At 73.1% G+C, this 16510-nt stretch carries 13 protein-coding genes and 1 riboswitch; of the genes, 10 read left to right on the forward strand and 3 right to left on the reverse strand.

The genetic code is table 11. The annotated features are described in order from the left end of the window. Nucleotides 1-3: 3 nt before the first annotated feature. On the forward strand, nt 4-816 hold the full coding sequence (locus tag ACF1CT_RS20530) for an HNH endonuclease family protein (protein WP_391785315.1): 813 nt from the start codon (nt 4-6) through the stop codon (nt 814-816). Nucleotides 817-910: 94 nt separating this feature from the next. On the opposite strand, the gene ACF1CT_RS20535 is transcribed toward ACF1CT_RS20530, so the two are convergent. Both ACF1CT_RS20535 and ACF1CT_RS20540 read right to left on the reverse strand, forming a co-directional pair. Beyond that, complete coding sequence (locus ACF1CT_RS20535) at nt 911-1654, reverse strand: hypothetical protein (RefSeq protein ID WP_391785316.1); 744 nt, start codon at nt 1652-1654, stop codon at nt 911-913. Nucleotides 1655-1731: 77 nt separating this feature from the next. Continuing rightward, nucleotides 1732-2124: a hypothetical protein gene (locus ACF1CT_RS20540; protein WP_391785317.1), complete on the reverse strand. Its 393-nt coding sequence runs from the start codon at nt 2122-2124 to the stop codon at nt 1732-1734. A 260-nt stretch (nt 2125-2384) separates the two neighbouring features. On the opposite strand from ACF1CT_RS20540, the gene ACF1CT_RS20545 reads away from it, so the two are divergent. The 3 genes from ACF1CT_RS20545 (at nt 2385) to ACF1CT_RS20555 (ending at nt 6983) form a co-directional block, all read left to right on the forward strand. Next, nucleotides 2385-4580, forward strand: coding sequence for an N-6 DNA methylase (locus ACF1CT_RS20545; RefSeq protein WP_391785318.1), 2196 nt, complete (start codon nt 2385-2387; stop codon nt 4578-4580). A gap of 127 nt (nt 4581-4707) precedes the next feature. Then, a complete protein-coding gene (locus tag ACF1CT_RS20550; RefSeq protein WP_391785319.1) occupies nt 4708-5382 on the forward strand; it encodes a hypothetical protein in 675 nt (224 codons plus the stop codon). Further along, complete coding sequence (locus tag ACF1CT_RS20555) at nt 5379-6983, forward strand: protein kinase (RefSeq protein ID WP_391785320.1); 1605 nt, start codon at nt 5379-5381, stop codon at nt 6981-6983. Before ACF1CT_RS20550 ends, ACF1CT_RS20555 begins: the two co-directional genes overlap by 4 nt. Before the next feature lie 271 nt (nt 6984-7254). Here the strand turns inward: ACF1CT_RS20555 and ACF1CT_RS20560 are convergent, their stop codons facing one another. Beyond that, nucleotides 7255-9906: a YfhO family protein gene (locus ACF1CT_RS20560; RefSeq protein ID WP_391785321.1), complete on the reverse strand. Its 2652-nt coding sequence runs from the start codon at nt 9904-9906 to the stop codon at nt 7255-7257. Between the two features lie 123 nt (nt 9907-10029). On the opposite strand from ACF1CT_RS20560, the gene ACF1CT_RS20565 reads away from it, so the two are divergent. From ACF1CT_RS20565 to ACF1CT_RS20590, 6 genes are all read left to right on the forward strand, one after another. Beyond that, nucleotides 10030-11013 (forward strand): glycosyltransferase family 2 protein, encoded by a 984-nt coding sequence (locus ACF1CT_RS20565; protein ID WP_391785322.1) that lies wholly within the window; start codon nt 10030-10032, stop codon nt 11011-11013. Next, nucleotides 11010-11408, forward strand: coding sequence for a GtrA family protein (locus ACF1CT_RS20570; protein WP_391785323.1), 399 nt, complete (start codon nt 11010-11012; stop codon nt 11406-11408). Before ACF1CT_RS20565 ends, ACF1CT_RS20570 begins: the two co-directional genes overlap by 4 nt. 230 nt (nt 11409-11638) lie before the next feature. After that, nucleotides 11639-12295 carry a SurA N-terminal domain-containing protein gene (locus tag ACF1CT_RS20575; RefSeq protein WP_391785324.1) on the forward strand — a complete coding sequence of 219 codons (657 nt, stop codon included), beginning with the start codon at nt 11639-11641 and terminating at the stop codon, nt 12293-12295. Nucleotides 12296-12397: 102 nt separating this feature from the next. Beyond that, nucleotides 12398-13372, forward strand: coding sequence for a nucleoside triphosphate pyrophosphohydrolase (locus tag ACF1CT_RS20580; protein ID WP_391785325.1), 975 nt, complete (start codon nt 12398-12400; stop codon nt 13370-13372). A gap of 258 nt (nt 13373-13630) precedes the next feature. Continuing rightward, nucleotides 13631-14923 (forward strand): cytochrome P450, encoded by a 1293-nt coding sequence (locus ACF1CT_RS20585; protein ID WP_391785403.1) that lies wholly within the window; start codon nt 13631-13633, stop codon nt 14921-14923. A 115-nt stretch (nt 14924-15038) separates the two neighbouring features. Further along, nucleotides 15039-16040, forward strand: coding sequence for a transglycosylase family protein (locus ACF1CT_RS20590; RefSeq protein ID WP_391785326.1), 1002 nt, complete (start codon nt 15039-15041; stop codon nt 16038-16040). A gap of 299 nt (nt 16041-16339) precedes the next feature. After that, nucleotides 16340-16510: riboswitch (cyclic di-AMP (ydaO/yuaA leader) on the forward strand.

Genomic DNA, 16510 nt, shown 5'->3' on the forward strand with positions numbered 1-16510 from the left:
CGAGTGATATCTCCCCGTGTGTACCGAGTGATGCTGCCCGCGCTCAGCGCGGCAACCGTGCTGGCCCTGGCCGGTTGCGACGCCGGGGAGGGGTCCTCCGGGGCCGGGCGGAAGGACGGCGGTGCGCGGGGCGGCAGTTCGCAGGGGGACGGCTCGCAGGGCGGCGGGCAGGCGGCCTCCGGGTTCGGCGCCAGCCCGTTGGAGAACCCCGACGGCACGAAGCCCGGGCTGGCGCCGCTCACCACCGAGGCGGACCGGGCGGCCGGCCGGAAGGTCATCGAGAAGGTCGCGACGAAGCGCCGGGGCGCGAGGACCGGGTACGCCCGCGAGAAGTTCGGTTCCGCCTGGAAGGACACGGTCGACGGGATACCGCTGGCACGGAACCACTGCGACACCCGCAACGACCTTCTCGCCCGGGACGGCAAGGACGTGAAGTTCCGTTCCGGCTCCACCTGTGTCGTCGTGTCGATGACCCTCAAGGACCCGTACACCGGCACGACCATCGACTGGCGCAAGGAGAAGCCGACCAGGGTCCAGATCGACCACGTCATGCCGCTGTCGTACGACTGGCAGATGGGCGCCTCCCGCTGGAACGACACCAAGCGTCAGCAGATCGCCAACGACCCGCTGAACCTCCTCCCGGTCGACGGCCCCGCCAACAACGCCAAGCGGGACTTCGGCCCGGCGACCTGGCTGCCGCCCTACGAGCCGGTCCGCTGCGCCTACGCGGTGCGGTTCGCCCAGGTGGCGCTGAAGTACGAACTCCCCGTCACCACCGACGACAAGACGGCCATGCTGGCCCAGTGCGGCGGCTGACCCCCGGACGGGGGACGTACGCGGTGCGGGAGAGGCCGGTGGGGCGGCAGGGCGGGGTCGTCCGCCGTGCCGCCCCGCCGGCCCTCCGGCCCGGTCAGCCGTTCGGCTTGTCCGGGTCGACGATGTCCTTGACGGCAGGCGCCTCGACCACCACGGGCTTGTCGAAGTCGGAGAGCTTCATCGTCATCGGTTCCTTGCCCTTGGCATCGACCTGGAGGATGTACGGCTCGCCCCCGGTGGCCACCAGCATGGTGTAGGTGTCCTTGCCGTCCTTCTCGGTGAGGCGCAGGGCGGGCCTGCCGTCGGCGGTGGTCTCGCCGCCCTTCTCGGCCGCGTTGTCGTTCGCCTCGAAGTCCTTCAGCAGCGTGCCCAGATCGCAGAGTTCGAGCATGTCCTTGCTGTCGGGGTCCGAGGCCTTCGACTTCATCCAGTGGCCCGCCAGCATCTCGACCGCGGCGTCGACGTCCTCCGCGGGCTCGCCCTTGGACTGCTCGCGCAGCAGGGCTTCGTCGAACTTCGTGTAGACGGTGGCTCCGACCTTGCGGATCTCCATGGTCCCGGCCGGTCCGATGGCCATGGTTCCGGCGCAGTCGCCGGAGGCCGCGGTGGACAGATGGGCGGAGACCTTGCCTTCGTCCGTCGTCGTGTCGACGACGACGGTCATGGACTTCGCCTTCTTCGTGGTCTCGACGGCCTTGTTGGCGATCTCGGGTCCCGACATGCCCGCGAAGGGACCGGCGGGCTTCGACGAGGAGGACGTGCCGGTGCCGCAGGCGGCCAGACCCAACAGGGAAAGGGCGCAGACGGCGTTGACGGTGGTACGGGCGAGAAGACGCATGACAGAGGACTCCAGGAGCGGGTGGTGCGGGAAGGGGGGCCGGGCGGGGGCGGGTCGGCGGGGTGGTGCGTCGGGTCTCAGTGCGGACCGGAGGCGGCCCGTGCCTCGATCGACCGGTGCGAGGTGTCGGCGGGCGGACCGGTGGTGTCCTCCGCGGCCCTGCACAGGAGCATCGCGCCCACGCCCGACAGGGCGAGGGCGATCAGGCCGAGCACGGCCCCGAACGTCGTCACGTCGCGATTGGCGGCCCTGCCGCGAGTGGTGCGACCCCGGCCGGCGAGGCCCAGGGCGAGCGCGAACACGCCAAGCGCCGCAGCGAGCCAGAAGAGCGACCAGACCAGGCCCATCACGCTGCCGGCGAGTCCGAGAACGAGCGCCGCGGTGCCCAGGCCGTTGCGCGCCGACGGCTCGCCCGGCGCACGCGCGGGGACGTACTCCCGTGGTGGCGGGGACGACGAGTGGCCGGACATGGCGGGGCCCTTCAACGAATGCGGAGGCGGACACGCGCGGCCGCGCACGGTGGCGCGCGCCGCACCCGCCGGTGGCGGTGAACGCCCGCCGACGACGGTGCGCACCCGTCGGTGACGGTGACGCGTCAATCACAGCAGAGTGTGTGAACCGAGTCAACATCAATCATGTTCGATTGGTCGAGTCACACTGTGAACCGATGTGGCCGACAGGAGGTCGGTATGCTCGTCGACACAGCGCCGACGGACCTGGAGGACAGTCAGTGCCGGAGAACTCGACAGAGGTGACCGCGGCCGGAATCGCACGGCTCGCGGGGGTGGGGCGCGCCGCGGTCAGCAACTGGCGCCGCCGCCACGCCGACTTCCCCAGGCCCGTCGGAGGCACCGAGACGAGCCCCTCCTTCGCACTGTCCGAAATCGAGCAATGGCTGCGCGACCAAGGGAAACTCGCCGAGGTTCCGCTGCGCGAACGCGTCTGGCAGCAGCTCGTCGGACATCCCGCCGGACCCGTCACCGCCCTCGTCCACACGGGTTGCGCGCTGCTGGTCCTGCGGAACGACCCCGCCACCTGGCGGGAGATCGGCGGCGTGCCGGACGAGGAGATGGCCGATGCGCTGGCCCTCGTTCTCGACGACACGCTCACCGCCTGTTTCGGACCTGCCGCGGAGGCGGGCCGGGCCGTTCGCGCCCCCGGTCGTGCCGAACTCCTCCCGTCCGTCCCCCTGCTCCGGGGCGCGGCGGAACTCGCCACCGGGAGCGGGGTCCCGGAGACCTTCGAGTTCCTGCTCGGCCGTCAACTCGACGCCAATCCGCGCCAGTACACACTCACTCCGCCCGGACTCGCCCGCCTCATGGCCGCCCTGGCGGAGACGGGCGAGCGGCCCGCCCGTACCGTCCTCGATCCCGCGGCGGGCACCGGCGCCCTGCTGCGCGCCGTCGCCGGACCGGCCGCCCTGCACGCCCAGGAGAACGATCCGGGCCTCGCCGCGCTCACCGCGCTGCGGCTGGCCCTGCACGCCGACACCGGCCGCGCCCTCACGGCACGGAGCGGTGACAGCCTGCGTGCCGACGCCTTCCCGCGGCTCACGGCCGACGCGGTGCTGTGCCACCCGCCGTTCAACGAGCGCAACTGGGGCCATGACGAACTCGCCTACGATCCGCGCTGGGAGTACGGCTTCCCGGCCCGTACCGAGTCCGAACTCGCCTGGGTCCAGCACGCCCTCGCCCATCTGCGCGAGGGCGGCATCGCCGTGCTGCTGATGCCGCCGGCCGCCGCCTCGCGCCGTTCCGGCCGCCGGATCCGCGCCGACCTGCTGCGCCGCGGAGCCCTGCGCGCCGTCATCGCCCTTCCGGCGGGCGCCGCGCCCCCGTACGGCATCCCGCTCCACCTCTGGGTGCTCCGCAGGCCCGGCGGAGGCCCGCCCCCCTCGCCCGAGCTGCTGCTCGTCGACACCGCCGAACCCGTCGAACCGCCCTCGGCCGTTCCGGGGCCCGCCGTCCCCTCCGGCGGGCGCGACCGGCCCGACTGGCAGGTGGTGCACGGCGCCGTCCTGGACGCCTGGAGATCATTCGACGACGGTGCCCTTGCCGCCGCCGGTGGTGCCGGTGGTGCCGGTGGTGGCGGCGCGGGTGCGGACGGCGCCGCTCGCGCGGCCAAGGGCGCCTTCGCCGAGGGGCGCCCGGACATCGGACGCACCGTCCCCGTCATCGAACTGCTCGACGACGACGTGGACCTGACCCCCGCCCGCCATCTGCCGCCCCCCGCCGCCGCGGGCGGACCCGCCGAACTCGCCGATGTGCGGCGACGGCTCACCGAGACACTCGGTCTCACCGGCACCCTCACCCCTCCGGCCGTGCTGCCCTCCGACCCGGCCCACTGGTCCCTCACCACCGTCGGCGAACTCGCCCGCGCCGGTGCGCTCCGGCTCCGTACCGGAGGCACCGGCACCGGTACGGCCCGGGTCCTCACGGAACACGACGTCCTCGGTTCCGCCGCGCCCTCGGGAAACCTGCCCACCGACGGCCCCCCGGAGGAGCCGGTCCTCGTCGAGCCGGGCGACGTCGTCGTCCCCGTGCTCGGCGGCGGCTCCGTCGCCCGCGTCGTCGACGAGGCGACCGCGGGCGCCGCGCTCGGCCGCAACCTCCACCTCCTGCGCCCCGATCCGACCGCGCTCGACCCCTGGTTCCTCGCCGGGTTCCTGCGCGGCACCGCCAACAACCGCCGGGCCAGCAGCTACGCCTCCACCGCGACCAGGCTGGACGCCCGCCGCCTCCGGGTTCCCCGGTTGCCCCTGGCGGAACAGCGGCGCTACGGGGACCGCTTCCGGGCCCTCGCCGAGTTCGAGGACGCGCTCCGGCTGGTCGGCCGGCTCGGCGGACAGCTGGTCCAGGGCATGTACGACGGGCTGACGGACGGTACGGTCAGGCCGGAGCGACCCGACCGCGACCCTCCGCGGTGACCCGGGACACAGCCGTTCCGTACAACCCGGCGCGGGCTGTCCTTGTCGACCTCTACGCTCGGATCGCGTGCGCGTGTGCGCGTGCGCGCGCAGACGTTGTCCGACGACCAGGTCCTCAGGAGCAGTCATGTACGCCCCGGGTCATCCGCCGACGCCGCCGCGCCGGGTTCCGAGCCGGGCGTGGACCGTGTCGATGCGGGTGCTGTTCACCGTGCTCTCGGTGGGTTCGTTCGGGCTGTTGCTGTGGAGCCCGTTGCTCCGCCTCGCCGTCGTGCGCCGCCGGGCCCTCGACACGTGGCTGGCCGGGGCCGGGTTCGTGTTCGTCTGCGTCCTGCTGCCGGTCCTCGGCAGGGAGGGGGACGACGAGCCCACCGCCCTCGACGGTGTCCTCATCGCGCTGTTGCTGCTGACGACGGCGGCCTCGCTCGCGTACTACTTCGTCGGGGACGTCCGCCACCACGAGCGGCTCGCGGCACAGCACCTCGCGGCACAGCACCTCGCGGGCGGGTACCCGCCCCGGTCCGCAGGGCACGCGCACATGTACGCGACAACGATGCCCATGCGGCCGTCCGCTCCGGCGCCCGCCCCGGCATCCGGTCCGATGCCCGGTCCGGCGCCCGTACCGCAACCGCCGTCGTACGGTCCGGCACCGGCCATGGGGCAGCCGGCCGCGCCCCCGTCCCGACCGGGGACCCCGCCGCACCCTCCGTCCCCGTCCTCGCCCCCGCCGCAGCGCATCGAGCAGGTCCGCGCCGAGCTCGACGAGTTGAGCGCCTACCTCCGCAAGGAGGAGGGCCGGTGAGCGGGCGCGTCATCGGCGGGCGCTACCAACTGGCGACGATCCTCGGCCAGGGCGGCATGGGCCAGGTGTGGACGGCCTACGACCAGCGCCTTGACCGCCGTGTCGCGGTGAAGCTGCTCCGCCCCGACCGGGTCACCGGACCGGCCGACAGCCGGGCCGCGGACGAACTGCGCCGCCGTTTCGTCCGCGAGTGCCGGGTCACCGCGCAGGTCGACCACCCCGGCCTGGTCACCGTCCACGACGCGGGGAGCGACGGCGACGACCTGTACCTCGTCATGCAGCACGTCGAGGGTGCCGACCTCGCCGACCACCTCGCCGAGCACGACCCGTACCCCTGGCAGTGGTCCGTGTCCGTCGCCGCCCAACTGTGCGCCGTCCTGTGCGCCGTGCACGCGGTGCCGATCGTCCACCGCGACCTCAAGCCCCGCAACGTGATCGTGCGCCCGGACGGCACCGTCACCGTCCTCGACCTGGGCGTCGCCTCCGTCCTGGACACCGATACCACCCGCCTCACCCACACCGGCTCACCGATCGGTTCCCCGGCCTACATGGCCCCCGAACAGGCGATGGGCGGCGCCGTCGGCCCGTACACGGACCTGTACGCCCTCGGCGTGCTGCTCCACGAACTCCTCAGCGGCGAGGTGCCGTTCGCGGGAACCACCGCGCTGGGCGTGCTGCACCGCCACCTCCACGAACCGCCGCTCCCGGTCCGACGCGTGCGGGCCGACATCCCCGAACCGCTCGAAGCACTGGTACTGCGACTGCTGGCCAAGGACCCGCAGCACCGCCCGGCCGACGCCCAGGAGGTGTACGCGCACCTCGCCCCGCTGCTCCCCGCGCGGGGAGCCGGGCTGCCCACCGGCCCCCTCGACCCGACGCGCCCGTTCCTGCGCCCGCACGCCCCATGGCCCGACCGGTCCGTGACCCCGTCCGCGCCTCTGTCCCCGTCTCCCTCCCCGGTCCCGTCCCCGTCTCCCTCTCCGTTCCCGTCTCCGCTCCCGTCCGCCGCGCCGCCCGGTCCGGCGCCCGTCCGGCCCGATGTCGCCGCCGCCGTCGACGACGTCAAGCACCTGCTCGGCCAGGGCCGCGTCACCCAGGCCGTGGACATCCTCGGGTCCATCCTCCCGGTCGCGGCCGAACAGCACGGCGAGGACTCCGCCGTGGTCCGCATCCTTCGCAAGCAGTACGCGGCGACGCTCATGGACGACGGCCAGTACCGCCGTGCCCTGCCCGAGCTGCGCCTCCTCGCCGACGACCGCGCGGCGCAGGCCGGACCCGCCGACCCCCAGGTGCTCCAGTTCCGCCACGACGCGGCCCAGTGCCTGGAGCAACTCGGCGAACCGGCCGCCGCGCTCGCCGAGTACCGGGCCGTTCTCCCGCACTACGAGAGCCATCGTGCCGCGGGCAACGACCCGGCCCGCTCCTTCGAGATCCGCAACCGCGTCGGGCACCTGCTGCTCGCCCTCGGCGACCACGCGGGCGCGCGTGTGCAGCTCCAGGGGCTGCTCCACGACACCGAGCGGGCGTACGGGCCGCACCATCCGCTCCCCGTGGAGCTGCGCCGACGCCTGGACCGGCAGGCGGAACTGCACGGCGGTTGACGGACCGGCGGTTGACGGACCGGTAGCGGACAGGCCGGTGGCGGACCCACCGGCGGTTGACGGGCCGACACCGGACGGGCCGACACCGGACGAGACCGGACGGGTGAGGTCGTCGGGACGGTCAGATAAGTAATGGACACGCCAAGTTTCCGCAATGGGGCACTTCGGAACCCGTCGGCCGGGAACACCGGCCGACCGCGACATGAGATCGTGCTTCAGCCGCCGGGGCGGCTGACGAGTTCGCCTGCCCCGTCGGCCTCATACCCCTCGCTCACCCCTCCCTTGCTCCTTCCTCTTCCTTGCTCCTCTTTTCGCCCGTTCCCGCCTGTTCTCCGCGCCCGGTCGGGCCCGCACCGGGCACGGCCCGGTTCCGTCGCCGTGCGCCCCACGCCGTCAACGAGACCAGCGCGAGCACCGCGCCCGCCCCCGTCGCCCCGCCCGCGCGCAGACCCGGCGGGCGGAACGTGCAGTCGATGGCCCCGCCGCGCGGCGGCACCGGCGTGGCGAGCAGACCGAGACGGCTGTCGGCGGGCCGCCCCTGGCAGCTCCAGCCCGCGATCCGGGGCACCGCGATCACGGCAGTTCCGGTGCTGCCGGGCGGCAGCACCGCCCGGATGCCGTGCGCGGTGACGTGCACGGCCGTCGCCCCGGTGCGCTTCAGCCCGGCGACGGCCGAGGCGAGGCGCGAGCGGTCCAGGCAGCCGATCGCGTCCACCGGAACGGTGCCCTCGCCGGCGGAGGTCAGGGCGACCCGCACGGAGGAGGCGGCGCCGGCCGTTCCCAGCCGTTCCACCGCGGCACGCCGGGCCGGGAGCCCGCCCCTGAACGCGACCTCCGGTCCGGACGCGTCAAGGTGCGCCGAGCCGTACAGGTCCGGCGCCCACAGATACGCCTCCGAGCGCGCCGGGCACGCCGCGGTCAGCGTGTACGCACCGCGGCCCACCCGGTAGTCGGTCCCGCCCCGTCCCGGCGCCGGTACCGCCGTTCCGGCCGCCGTGCGCAGCACCGTCCGGGGCACCGTGTAGACGACGGCGCCGAGCAGTTTCTCCTGGTTCCGGAAGGGGGAGCGGCCGTACACCGCGGGCCCGCCCGGCCTTCGCACCGTCACCAGCGGCGGCACGTCCGTCCGGCTCGTCGTCACCGCCCAGCCGTCCGGGGCGTCCGCGCTTCGGCCCGGGACGCGGGTGCTGCGCAGCCGGGCGCCGACGGAGAACACCGCGTCCGTGACGGGGTTGTCCAGGCTCTGCAGGGACCGGCCGTTCGACGTCCAGCCGCCGCCCAGCGAGCGCAGTGTGCGGGTCAGCACGGCGGGCGTGTGGCTGCTGTAGTACCCGCCGCCCTGCCCGCCCACCAGCAGCGGATCGTTCCCCGTGGCCTGGAGCCGGCCCGGATCGGTACGGTGGCGCGGCCAGTCCCCGACATCGGCGACGGCCGCCGCCCGGGCCCGTTGCCGCTCGCCCCAGGGCGCGTAGTGGTCGAGCCGGCGCCGCTTCTGCCAGTCGCCGTACGCGGTGGTCGCGGCGGCCTGCCCGGCCTGCGCGCCGATCAGCAGCACCGCGGCCAGCACCGCGTACCTCCGCCCCTTCGTCACCAGGGTCAGCGCCGCGACGGCCGCCACCAGACCCGCCGCGAACAGCGGATACGTCCACAAGGTGACCAGATCGCTGAACCCCGCCCCGGCCGCGATCAGTCCCACCACCGCGGCCCCGCCCAGCAGCGCCCGCCGGTCCGGCCACGCGTGCGCCACCGAGATCCAGGCGGCGATCACGACGATCCCGGCCAGCACGAACGTCTGCCGGTACGGGCTGCCGTTGGGGGTGGCGAACGCGTGCCAGAGCAGATGGGTCGGCTCCCACTGCAACGAGAGCGCCACCCCCACCACGAGCCCCGGCCACACCCACCGCTCGCGCCGGGGCACCGACCGCTGGAAGGCGAGGGCGGCGGCCGGCAGCAGGGTGCCGGTGCCGAGGAACAGCGCCGGGGTGAAGAAGCTGTATGTGGCGGGCAGCAGCCGGGCGAACACGTCGGCCCAGGCGGCGGGCCCGAACGAGCGGGTCCACCCCGGGTACGCGTGCCGCGTCCCCAGGTACACGGGGAGCAGTACCGGTGCCGCGATCCCGATGCCCAGCACCACCGTCGCCACCGCCCGTCCCAGCCCGCGCAGTGTCTCCGCCGGTCCCGGCCCGCGCAGCGCCTCCGCCCGCCCCGGCCCGCGCAGTGTCTTCTGCAGTCCCGGCCCCCGCGGCGCCTCCGGCCGGTCGGCCCGCTCGGTGAACAGCCGCACCGCGAGCACCAGCGCCGCCCCGAGCGTGGCCATGTACGCGGTGTAGAAGTTGGCCGCCCAGGCCAGCGCGACGAGCAGCGGCGCGGCGACCCGGTGCCGTCCCGTCCTGGCCCACTCACCGGCCAGGCAGAGCAGCGGCAGGGCGATCAGCCCGTCCAGCCACATCGGGTTGGACGACGCCTCGATGACCGACCAGCCGCACAGCGCGTACGAACCCCCCAGCACCCCCGCCGCCCACCACCGCCCGCCGCGCAGCGTCAGCAGCAGCGCGGCCATCACCGCCGCCGCCGCGGACATCTTCAGGACGGTGACCACATAGACCGCGAGGTCGATGCGGTCGCGCGGGAAGACGCCGACGAGCAGCGCGAACGGGCTGGTCAGATAGGTGCCGAGATCCGGCAGGAAACTCGTGCCGAACCCCGACGACCAGTTGAACAGCAGCCCGCCGTCGGCGTTTCCGTGCAGCAGGTCCCACAGTCTCGCGTGGAACGGCACGAACTGGTTGCCGAGGTCGTTGATGCTGCGGGTGCGCGACCCGAACGGGAAACTGCGCGCCGCGGCGTCGCCCGCGCACACGGCGGCGACGGTGAGCAGCGCGGCGAGCGAGCCCGCGCGCAAGCGGGGGCGTGAAGTCGGCATACGCAGGAATATGCCAGCCCCGAACGCCCAAACCCCTTGTGAATTGGGCCAGTTCATGTGATGGACGTCCGTCGGCCATTCGGAGCCCCAAGTTCCGACATGTGGCCGGGGTGCTGTACAAGTGTGCTGATCTCGCTGGTGGTGCCGTGCTTCAACGAGGAAGAGATCCTGACGCGCTTCCATGAGCGCGTCACGGACGAAATGGCCCGGCTGGGGCACGAATTCCGGCTGGTGTACGTCGACGACGGCAGCGCCGACCGGACCCTTGCGATCCTCCAGGAGCTGGCGGACGCCGATCCCCGGACCCGGTATGTCTCCTTCAGCCGCAACTTCGGCAAGGAGGCCGCCATGCTGGCCGGTCTCCAGCATGCCGAGGGCGACGCGGTCGTCATCATGGACGCGGATCTCCAGCATCCGCCGGAGCTCGTGGGCCGGATGCTCCAGGAGCACGCGGCAGGCTACGACCAGGTGATAGCCCGGCGCACCCGCACGGGCGACCGGGTCACCCGCACCGTCACCGCGCGCGCCTACTACTGGCTGGTCAACCGCCTCGTCGACGTGGAACTCGTGGACGGCGTCGGCGACTTCCGGCTGCTGTCGCGCCGCACCGTCGACGCCGTGCTCGAACTCACCGAGTACAACCGGTTCTCCAAGGGCCTCTTCGCCTGGGTGGGGTTCCGCACCACCACGTTCGGCTACGAGAACGCCGTACGCGAGGAGGGCCGTTCCGCCTGGACCTTCGGGAAGCTGCTCAACTACGGTCTGGACGGGCTGCTCTCCTTCAACAACAAACCCCTGCGGGCCGCGCTCTACCTGGGCATGCTGCTGATGTCGGTCGCCCTCGCCTACGCGGCGTGGATCGTCGGCGTGGCGCTGGTGCGCGGGGTCGACACCCCCGGATACGTCACCCTCATCGTCGTGGTCACCGCTCTGGCCGGGGTCCAGATGGTGATGCTCGGCGTGGTCGGCGAGTACGTGGGCCGCATCTACTACGAGGTGAAGCGGCGCCCGCACTTCCTGGTGAAGGCCACCAACGTGGTGAGGGCCACCAGCAGCCCGACACCATCCGCGTCGGCACGGGAGCGCCGGGAGCTCGTACGCCGATGACGGTCACCGCCCAGATGGCGCGCTTCGCCGCCGTCGGTGTCGTGAACACCGCTACGTACTACGGCTGTTACCTGCTTCTGCTGAACCCGTTGCCGTACGTCGCCGCCCATGTGGCCGCCTTCGCGCTGAGCATGACCGGCTCCTTCTTCCTCAACTGCCGGTTCACCTACCGGACCCGCCCCACCTGGCGGAAGTTCCTGCTCTTCCCGCTCACCAACGCCGCCAACTTCGTCATCACGACCGGCGGGGTGTATCTGCTGGTCGACGTCGCCGGGCTCGGCAGCCGGTACGCGCCGCTGGTCGCGGCGGCCGCCGCCATCCCGATCACCTTCGTGGTCTCGCGGGCGATCATGCTGCGCCCGGACGCCGACCGGCTCCCGGCAAGCACCTCGTGAGCGGGCCGGAGGCGGTCGCCGGCGGTCTCCGGCAAACACCTCACGAGTGGGGCCGGGGGCGGTCGTCGGCGGGCCGCGCCGGGTGCCGCGCCGGGCGCCGTGCGGGGCCCACATCCCCAACTCCTCCCGAATCGTTGGTCGAACCAGTGGCCCCGATCCCGTCCACTGCCTACCATCGATCACCGCAAGGTCTTGTGCACTGATGCACAAAGTCTCCCCGGGAGGTTCCTTTGCACCGCCGCCGTCGCACCGCGCTCACCGTATCCGCCGCCCTGCTGGCCGGCGCCCCGCTCCTGACCGCCTGCGGCGGCGAGGCCCATCCGGGCGCCGCGGCCCTCGTCGGCGGTGACCGGATCGAGGTGTCCACCCTCCAGGGCCAGGTGGCGGCGGTGCGCGACGCCCAGCGCGACGCCCCGGACGCCGACCAGCTGATCGACAACTCCGGGCAGCTCGGCCGCGCCAAACTGCACGGTCTGATCTTCGACCGGGTCCTGGACCGGGCGACGCGGGACGCGGGCGTGACCGTCAACCGCAACGAGATCCAGCAGATGCGGAAGGCGGCGGTCGCCCAGTCCGGGGGAGAGGAGCGGCTGCGGACGGCGATGCTCCAGCAGAGCTGGGTCGCGCCCGACCAGATCGACGCCGTGCTGCGTGAGCAGGTCCAGTTGACGAAGCTGGCCCGGGCGCTCGGCGCCGACCTGCAGCAGCCCGAGGGGCAGCAGGCCGTCGGCGCGGCCCTGAGCAAGGCGTCGAAGGCGCTGAAGGTCGACGTCAACCCGCGTTACGGCACCTGGAACGACGAGCAGACCCAGCTCGCCGGCTACCGGGCCCCCTGGATCTCCCAGGTCACCAAGCCCGCCGGTGCGGGGCCGGAGACGGGCGCGTAGCGACGCCCGCCCGGTCCTCGTGGGTACGGGGGCCGGGCGCACGGGGCCGGGCGCACGGCTCCGCGGGGACGAGGCCAGGGTGGCCGGAGGTAGATTCGAACAGTGAACGCTGAAGACCCCGGCCGCATCGTCCTGCTCACCGCCAGCCACCGGGTGGCGCCCGGACTGCTGTCCTGGCCCGCATGGCAGGCGCTGCACGCCGCGGACCGGGTGGTCTGCGCCGAGCCGGACCACCCGCAGCTCCCCTATCTGCGCGAGGCGGGCGTCGCCGTCGAGCACGCCGCCCCCACCGCCCAGGAACTCGTCGACGCCTGCGCCGGCGGCCGGAGCGTGGTCGTCCTCACCGGCGGGGAGGGGAACCGGCCCCTGACGGACGGGCTCGCCCGGCTCGCCGGTTCCGGCCGGGTGGACATGCCGGACCTGGAACTGCTTCCCGGCTCCTACGACCTGCCCGGCGCGCGGCTCCTCGACCTGGTCCAGGTCATGGACCGGATCCGGAGGGAATGCCCGTGGACCTCGCAGAAGACCCACGAGGGCCTGGCCAAGTACGCGGTCGAGGAGGCGTACGAACTCGTCGAGGCCATCGAGGACGGTGACCGCGAGGAACTGCGCGAGGAGCTGGGGGACGTGCTCCTCCAGGTCGTCTTCCACGCCCGGATCGCCGAGGAGGGCCGCCCCGAGGACGGGGAGGAGGCGTTCTCCGTCGACGACGTGGCCGCGACCATCGTCGAGAAGCTCATCCACCGCCATCCGCACGTCTTCGGCGACGAGACCGCCGAGACCGCCGAGGACGTGCGCGAGCACTGGCTGCGGACCAAGGCGATCGAGAAGCGGCGCGCGTCGGTCACCGACGGGGTGCCGGTCGGTCAGCCCGGTCTGGCACTGGCGGCGAAACTCGCCTCCCGGGTCCGTACCGCCGGGCTCGACGTTCCCCTGCCCACGGGCGAGGGCATCGGCTACGAACTCCTCGCCCTCGCCGTGCGCGCGGAACGCGACGGGGTGGACCCCGAGGCCGCGCTGCGGGCCGCGGGCCGCGCCTACCGGGACGCCATTCGCGCCGCCGAGGGCGTCGGCTGAGATCCTGTCGGGTGGCCTTCGCCCGCCCGGTCAGAGGTCACCCGACAGGCTCTGAGACCAGGACGGCACCGGGTGGGCCGACGCCCGGGACGGCGCCGCCGGGGCCGCGGAGGTCGGCCGACGTCCGGGACGGCACCCGCGGGACCGGCCGGGCCGGCACCGCGAGGACGGGGCCCGGACGGCGGCGGATAACGTCGGGGGGTGAACCACAGCCCCGCCGACCGCCCCGAGCACGGCCCCGCCGACCGCCCGGCCGATCTGCCCGCCGCCTGTCCCGCGAGCGCCCCCGAACTCTTCACCTGGGAGTTCGCCACCGACCCGTATCCGGCCTACGCCTGGCTGCGCGAGCACAGCCCCGTGCACCGCACCGCGCTGCCCAGCGGCGTCGAGGCGTGGCTGGTCACCCGGTACGCGGACGCCCGGCAGGCACTCGCCGACACCCGGCTCTCGAAGAACCCGGCCCACCACGCCGAACCGGCACACGCCAGGGGGAAGACCGGCATCCCCGGCGAGCGCAAGGCGGAGCTGATGACGCACCTGCTGAACATCGACCCGCCCGACCACACCCGGTTGCGCCGGCTCGTGTCCAAGGCGTTCACCCCGCGCCGGGTCGCCGAGTTCGCGCCGCGCGTGCAGGAACTGACGGACCGGCTCATCGACCGCTTCGCCGCCGAGGGGCGGGCCGACCTGATCCACGACTTCGCGTTCCCGCTCCCCATCTACGCCATCTGCGACCTGCTGGGAGTCCCGCGCGAGGACCAGGACGACTTCCGGGACTGGGCGGGCATGATGATCCGGCACGGCGGCGGCCCGCGCGGCGGGGTCGCCAGGTCGGTGAAGAAGATGCGCGGCTACCTCGCCGAGCTGATCCACCGCAAGCGGGAGGAGCTGCGGGAGGACGGGTCGGACGACCTGATCTCCGGACTGATCCGGGCGAGCGACCACGGCGAGCACCTCACCGAGAACGAGGCGGCGGCCATGGCCTTCATCCTTCTCTTCGCCGGGTTCGAGACGACCGTCAACCTGATCGGGAACGGGGTGTACGCGCTGCTGCGCAACCCCGCGGAGCGCGCACGGCTGCAACGCTCCCTCGACGCGGGGGACAGCGGGCTGCTGGAGACCGGGATCGAGGAGCTGCTGCGGTACGACGGGCCGGTGGAACTCGCGACCTGGCGGTTCGCCACCGAACCGCTGACGCTCGGCGGCCGGGACATCGAGACGGGGGACCCGGTCCTGGTCGTCCTCGCGGCGGCCGACCGCGACCCGGCGCGCTTCGACGACCCCGACACGCTCGACCTCGCACGGCGTGACAATCAGCACCTCGGATACGGGCACGGCATCCACTACTGTCTGGGCGCGCCGCTCGCCCGACTGGAGGGACGGACCGCACTCGCCACGCTGCTGACCCGCCTTCCGGACCTGCGACTCGCGGGAGAACCTGCCGATTTGCGGTGGCGCGGAGGGCTCATCATGCGCGGACTGCGCACCCTGCCGGTTGAGTTCACGCCCCGCCCCGGAGCCCCTGGGACTGACGCCGCGTCAACTCTGTGACTTTGACGTGATCCGTGCTGCATCGACTTGTGACACGCGTTCGGGTCCGGCTAGGTTCACCGTTCGACCCACCAGTCGCTCGTCAGACCTTGTCCGTCACACGGAAGGCAATCCCATGGGCTCCGCGAACGGCCGACACCGCCGCCCTCGTCAGGCACCCGCCATCGTCGTCGCCGCGGGTGTGACCGGATCCGCCATCGCCATCCCGCTGCTCGGCGCGGGCGCCGCGCAGGCGGCCGACGCCACGACATGGGACCGGGTTGCCGAGTGCGAGAGCGGGGGCACGTGGAGCGCCGACTTCGGCAACGGCTCCTACGGCGGCCTCCAGCTCTCCCCGGAGACCTGGAAGGCGTACGGCGGTGAGTCGTACGCCCCGCGGGCCGACCTCGCCAGCCGGGCGCAGCAGATCGCGGTGGCCGAGAAGATCCTCGACGCCCGGGGCCCGAAGGCGTGGCCGAGCTGTGCGGTCATCTCCGGCCTCGCGACGGGCGGGGCGCTGCCCGGGGTCGACCCGGGAGTGACGCCCTCCGCCGACCCGGCTCAGTCCGCGGGGGCGACGGGGAGCGAGCAGCCGGCGAAGGGCGCGTCGGCGTCCCCGTCCGACGGCGCCACGCCCGCGGACGACGCCAAGGAGCCGAAGGGCGGCACCGAGCCGTCCGCGAACCCCTCGGCCACCGAGTCGGCGTCCCCGTCCGCGGACGCCTCCCGTTCCCCCGGCGCGAACGACGCGTCCGGTTCGTCAGGCCCCGGTTCCTCGGGTTCCTCCGATCCCTCGGGTTCCTCCGCCCCGTCCGGAACGGACGGTGCCGCGGGCACGGGTGGCAAGCACCGCGGCGCCCCGGCCGCCGAGGAGGGCCGCGACTCGTCCGGCGGCGACGACCGCGAGTCGGGCCGTCACGCCTCCCGGGGCGAGGGCGGGGCCCGCGACACGGGAGCCCCGGTCGCCGACGACACCTACACCGTCCGTCCCGGTGACAATCTCTGGGCGATTGCTGACGCACAGAAGGTTCCCGGTGGGTGGACCGCGCTCTACGAGTCGAACAAGGACGTCGTCGGCTCCGACCCGGACCTCATCCTCCCTGGCCAGAACCTCGAACTCGATGTGAGGGCAGGCTGAGAACTGCCTGACAATCGACTGAAAGAGCCTCAAAGTCTGGGGTGCTTCAGGGGCCTATGTCCACTTGTGTCCAAGTGAGACATGGGTCTCTTTGCGTGTATTGGCGTGTCGTGTCCGAGGTGTTCTCGCGCATCGCTCCCGACCTGCGGAAACGGCAGTTCATCGGATGCAAGTAAGGGCATATTGTCCGATGTGTCCATCTTTGAATGTAGGGCTTGCGTATGTTTACGTTCGAAACCGCTCGCACCGCGGGCCCCGTCGACCGTCACGCCGAATCCTGCCGTCGGTCGGGGGGAACAGACGCGAAAGCGCCGTAGGCAGGAGCGGGGGACCCAGGTAGGCGTCGGCCCGGTCGTCGAAGGACGCATCAGGACCGGCTAGGGGTGAAGTCGCGCGCTAGGACGTGCGACCGGGCAACTCACTTGGCCCGAACCCGACAGCTCACCTCGTAGGCGTCGGTGAGGAGAAGT

Source organism: Streptomyces sp. NPDC014734, assembly GCF_043083325.1.
GTDB lineage: Bacteria > Actinomycetota > Actinomycetes > Streptomycetales > Streptomycetaceae > Streptomyces.